3 protein-coding genes and 2 pseudogenes are annotated in these 4,883 nt (G+C 62.5%); 1 reads left to right on the forward strand and 4 read right to left on the reverse strand.

The features are described from left to right. Positions 1 to 767: pseudogene (locus ACIREA_RS26710) on the reverse strand (hypothetical protein); the annotation flags it as partial. Between the two features lie 594 nt (positions 768 to 1,361). On the opposite strand from ACIREA_RS26710, the gene ACIREA_RS26715 reads away from it, so the two are divergent. Beyond that, complete coding sequence (locus tag ACIREA_RS26715) at positions 1,362 to 2,726, forward strand: DUF1501 domain-containing protein (protein WP_397385373.1); 1,365 nt, start codon at positions 1,362 to 1,364, stop codon at positions 2,724 to 2,726. A gap of 224 nt (positions 2,727 to 2,950) precedes the next feature. Here the strand turns inward: ACIREA_RS26715 and ACIREA_RS26720 are convergent, their stop codons facing one another. The 3 genes and pseudogenes from ACIREA_RS26720 to ACIREA_RS26730 all read right to left on the reverse strand — a co-directional run. Next, positions 2,951 to 3,556, reverse strand: a complete 606-nt coding sequence (locus ACIREA_RS26720) for a DUF3365 domain-containing protein (RefSeq protein WP_397385374.1) — start codon at positions 3,554 to 3,556, stop codon at positions 2,951 to 2,953. Positions 3,557 to 4,114: 558 nt separating this feature from the next. After that, entirely contained in the window at positions 4,115 to 4,564 is a 450-nt protein-coding gene (locus tag ACIREA_RS26725; RefSeq protein ID WP_397385375.1) for a DUF4143 domain-containing protein, read from the reverse strand. A 48-nt stretch (positions 4,565 to 4,612) separates the two neighbouring features. Beyond that, positions 4,613 to 4,883, reverse strand: a pseudogene (locus tag ACIREA_RS26730) (hypothetical protein); the annotation flags it as partial.

The raw sequence follows: 4,883 nt of genomic DNA on the forward strand, positions 1-4,883 counted from the left end.
TTGCCGTCGATCTTGTTCCAGCGGCTTGCGGCGTCGTCGTATTGTCCGCCGGTGCCGTTGGTGGAATTTGTGATGACGTAGTAGCCGGGGACATCGCCGGGTGGGTTGTCGCCGGGATTGATCCAGCCGCTCCAGCCGCAGGCGTTGATGCAGTATTCGTAGCCCTGGGTTTGCAGGGCCTGGCCGATGAGCTGGGAGTACGGTGAAAGCTCGGTGGCGCCGATGCCTTCGGTGATGCTGTCGCCAATGATCATGGCCCACTTGGTGCCGGGTGGGTTGGGCACGGGGCGGCTCTCGGGATCCAGCTGCAGGCCGGTGACGCGGAGGACATTGAGGCCGCTTTTTCCGGGGCTGCCCCAGCGCTCTTTTTGCTGCGATGACTGGAGGACGACGCAGAGCTCATGCGGCCCTGCGCGCTGGAGATCTTCGATGACGATTTCATTGGCGCAGGGGATCTTGGACTTCCACACGCCATCGATGCAGTAGGCGATCTGGGGTCCGTTGAAGCCGGGCGGAAAGGTGGAGGTATCGAGCAGGAGTTTGGCGGTGGGTTTCGCGTTGGTGGTCTCCCATGTGACGCGGAAGTAGGCACCGGCGTTCCATGTCTGGCGGAAGAGTTTGCCGCTGCGGCCGGCATCTCCGGTCCAGTTGCCGGGGGAGAAAACGATGGCGGGGGAATCGACGGGGATCGTGACGGGTTCCGCTGCGTGCAGTGCGGCCAGCGATGAGAGGAGGAGGGCAGTGAAGAGTATGAAATGGTGCTTCATGGTTGTGGGGTGATTACGCAGCGTGGGGGTGTTTGCATGCGGGTTTTGTGGGGGGAGGGGGAGATGGGGGCAGCCGGATGAGATACGGGGAATGGAGCGCGGAATTGCCTCGCTTCGCTCACCCTTCGGGCAGCCTGCGGCTGGCTATCTTCGCTGCGCTTCGGTTCCGAGTCCGCAGCGCTCCGCAGACAGGAGCATCTCCACGTCGTGCCTGCTGCTTGTACTTTCTCTCCGCTGGTACCATCGTGTTTTAGGTGGTTGGCATGAAGCGCCGCGCGCTGAGTGAAAGCGACCTGCTGCGGGCTCGGAGGCCCGCGCTCCGCAGACAGGGGTAGCCCCGCGTTGTGCCTAGTGCCTATTCTTTCTCTCCGCCGATGCGCTCGTGTTTTCTGTGGTTGGCATGAAATGCCGCGCGCTGCGTGGAAGCGACCTGCTGCGGGCTCGGAGGCCCGCGCTCCAAGGGCGCTTTGGTTCGTGGTGCTGTATCCGGATTAGGCTATGGGATGGCTGTGGTCTGGAAAGAGACTTCGGGGCGGCGGCGTATCTTTGCGCGCTCCAGAGGCCACCGGTGGCATTTGGCAACCCATTTACGTCATGCTCAAAATCCTTGCTCCTGCTGATCACGCCAGTCCGCTCTGTGATGGGGTGTCGCGGCGGAATTTTCTCAAGATCGGCGGACTTGGATCGATCGGGCTGTCTTTGCCGAAGCTGCTCGCGCTGGAATCGCAGGCGGGCATTGGGAGTTCGCACAAGTCGGTGATTCTCATCTACCTGGTGGGCGGGCCTCCGCATCAGGACATGTTTGACCTCAAGCCGAATGCTCCGCGGGAGATCGCGGGGCCGCACAAGCCCATCGGTACGAATGTGCCGGGCATTGAGATCTGCGAGCTCTTCCCGCGCATGGCGAAGATGATGGACAAGTTTACGGTCATCCGATCGCTGGTGGGGGCGCAGGCGGGGCATGATGCGGCGCAGTGCTACACGGGGCATGTGCCCACGGGTGTGGCTCCGCCGGGAGGATGGCCGCAGTTTGGCAGTGTGGTGGGCAAGCTGCAGGGGGCTTTGGATCCTGCGGTGCCGCCGTTTGTCAGCATGTGCTACGACTGCACGCACGGCCCGTACAATGAACCCGGGCCCGGCATGCTGGGCTCTGCGCACAGTGCGTTTCGGCACACGGGGCCGAGCCGGGGTGATCTGACGCTGCAGGGGATCACGTATGATCGGCTGGCGGATCGCGCGCGGCTGCTTGCCAGCATCGACCGCTTTCGCCGTGATGTGGATTCCAGCGGAAGGATGGAGGGCATGGATGCCTTCACGCAGCAGGCCATGGGCGTGCTGACTTCCTCCAAGCTGGCCGATGCGCTGGATCTCTCCAAAGAGGACCCGCGTATCGTGGCACGTTATGGTATGGGCGATACGGTCAAGCGGATCGATGAAAACGGCGCGCCGCGTGTGCCGCAGAGTTTCCTCACGGCACGGCGTCTGGTGGAGGCCGGGGCGCGTGTGGTCACGGTGAACTACAGCAAGTGGGACTGGCATGGTGGAGCAGGAAATGACATTTTCTCCCGCGAGCGCGAGGATTTTCCTATTTTTGATCAAGGCATCACCGCGCTCATCGAAGACCTGCACCAGCGCGGCATGGACAAGGACTGCACCGTGCTGGTGTGGGGAGAGTTTGGCCGCACGCCGATCATCAGCAAACAGGTGGGGCGTGATCACTGGCCGCGTGTGGCCATGGCGCTGCTGGCGGGTGGTGGCATGCCGAACGGTCAGGTGATCGGCTCCACGGATCGCCTGGGTGGCGAGGCCGACAGCCGCCCGGTGACCTTCCCCGAAGTCTTTGCGACGCTGTATCGGAACCTGGGGATCGACGTGAACACCGCGACGGTGACGGATAACAAAGGGCGCCCGCATTACCTCGTGGAGAACGGGGCGCAGCCGATCCGGGAGCTGATTTGAGGTGGTGGGGGCTAACGCGAAAGCGGTGGCTCCGATGCAGGCTTGCGCAGTGCATCTGCGCCCAAGCACTGCTGGCGGGCTGCAAAAACCCACGATGCCCCGCCTTAATCAAGTGTCGTTCATGCCAGTCATGCATGGCACTCGGTCAAGGCGCGGGGTTCGTTCACCTGTCGCATTCCCAGAAGTCCGCTCATGGCTGGGAGCGCCCGCCCCGGCACCACGCCTTACTTGGCCTGTGGCGCATCCGTGGGAACGGCGGCAGGTCTGTCGACCGTGGCCAGGGAGATGCTGATCACCAGCCCTGCAAAACGCGGTGTTTTGGGAGGATCGGAAAACATTTTGGTATGACAGCCCACGCAATTGGCGTGCAGCGGAATCGCCGTCGCCCGCCGGTACACTCTTTCGGTGACCACTTCGTAAATCTCCTTGCCCGCGCCAAGTTCGGCGGCCGCTTTTTTCTCAAACGAAGTGGCGGGCTCATGGTCCATGTTCATCGCCTTCGTGTTCACGGCGATCCAGTTGGCGTTGCTTCCGGACAGCTTGGCCATGCCCGCAAACACATCTTCCAGTGCACGGGCGGGAAGCACCGCGCCATCTCTGCGGAAGTAGTGCTGGTGCATCACCTCCAGCGTGGTGGTGTACACTTCCTGCAGCAGCCTGGCCTGCTCCCGCGCTGCGGTGACCGCTGCCACAGATGGCGCGTGAGGCTTTGCCGCCGGGGCAGGGGAGGCCTTGGGCTGGACCGTCTTCGGCCCGGCACCGGAATCCTGCCCCGGCAGTGCTCCTGCGACCATCCAAGCCCCGAGCACGCACGCCAGAAACGACCGCATGCCAGCAACGCATCGAAACGGTCTGCCAAGGGGGGCGGCTTTTGGGTGAGAGCAGAGAGGCATGCGGTGGATGACGACCACGAAAATACGCTCTCCACCGGGGTTCCCTTCATCGTCACTTGCTCTTTCCATCCCCTGCATTGGCAGATCCGGCGTGAAATCAAGCCGACCTGCGGCAACTCGCAGGCGTCAGCCTTGCGCTTCATTCAAACGTCCGGCCGCAGGAGCCTTGACGTCCTGCCCCAAGATCAACCGCAGGAGGAATCCCCGGCAAACTCACAGCGAAGCTCTGGCGGAGTGGGGCCATCCTGGTCCCATCACGCTCCGCAAAGTCTGGCGCATCGCATCGCCATTGCGAGCCCGCTCCGAAGGAGCAACTCGTTTCACAGCCGCGTGGAGAGACCGCGCAGCGCTGAGGGATCGGGACGATCCCTCTCCTCCAAGGCATCCCCCGCGAATCCCCCACCGCACACGCACGCAGAACTTCCCGGTCGCGATGGCCTGGCGCGTCACGGCTGCAGTCCGTGGCTGTGCCGCACCTGATGGGCCGAGGAAGAGTCAAGAGCCTGGCTGGCCGTCGATCTCCGACTTGCCCAGCCAGTAGCAGGCGAGGGGGGCGGGGATTTTTAGCAATTGCAGCGGTTTGCCTGGGGCCAGCTCCTTTTCGATCAATCCGAAGTCGTTCATCTCTTTGGTGATGACGTAGCCTAGAGACACCTGACGCTCTTCGCAAAATTCCACCATGCCTTTCAGTTCGGACCAGCCCGTGGCCTGATGCCGGTACTTCACCTCAAATGGCACCAGCCTTCCTTCCACCTGGGCGATCACATCCACCTCCTGATCTTTCTTGCCGCGCCAGTAGGAGAAGCCCACGCTTTGCTGATAGTAGCGGGTAAACACTTGCTTGAAGAAAGCTGTCTCCACTGCCGAGCCCAGTGCCGCGCTGTGGTTGGAGGCGTGTCGATGTGAAAGCGGTGGGGGAAGATCGAGTTCGAGTAGAAGGACGATTTGGCAAGACGCTTCGCCGAGGGGGCGGTGTTTTGTTGGGCCGTGGGCTCAGTAGCGGTCGAATTCTTCGAGGGGGATGTCGGTGCTGGAGGCGTTGCCGTTGGCGGTTTTGCCTAGAGTGAGGGTTATAATGTCGGTGTAGCTGGTGGTGGTGGTGCCTTCGGCCTTGAACTGGGTTTTGTAGTCCAGAAGCGAGTCAAAGCAGACGGCGCGGCGGCCGCGTGAGAAGTCACGGCGGGCGGATTCCCAGCCGTAGCCGGAGCAGTAGAGGATCTGGTAGTTGCCGTCGGGGATGTGGTCGAAGGTGAACTTGTCGCCA

It is taken from the genome of Prosthecobacter sp. (genome assembly GCF_044373815.1).
Classification (GTDB): domain Bacteria; phylum Verrucomicrobiota; class Verrucomicrobiia; order Verrucomicrobiales; family Verrucomicrobiaceae; genus Prosthecobacter.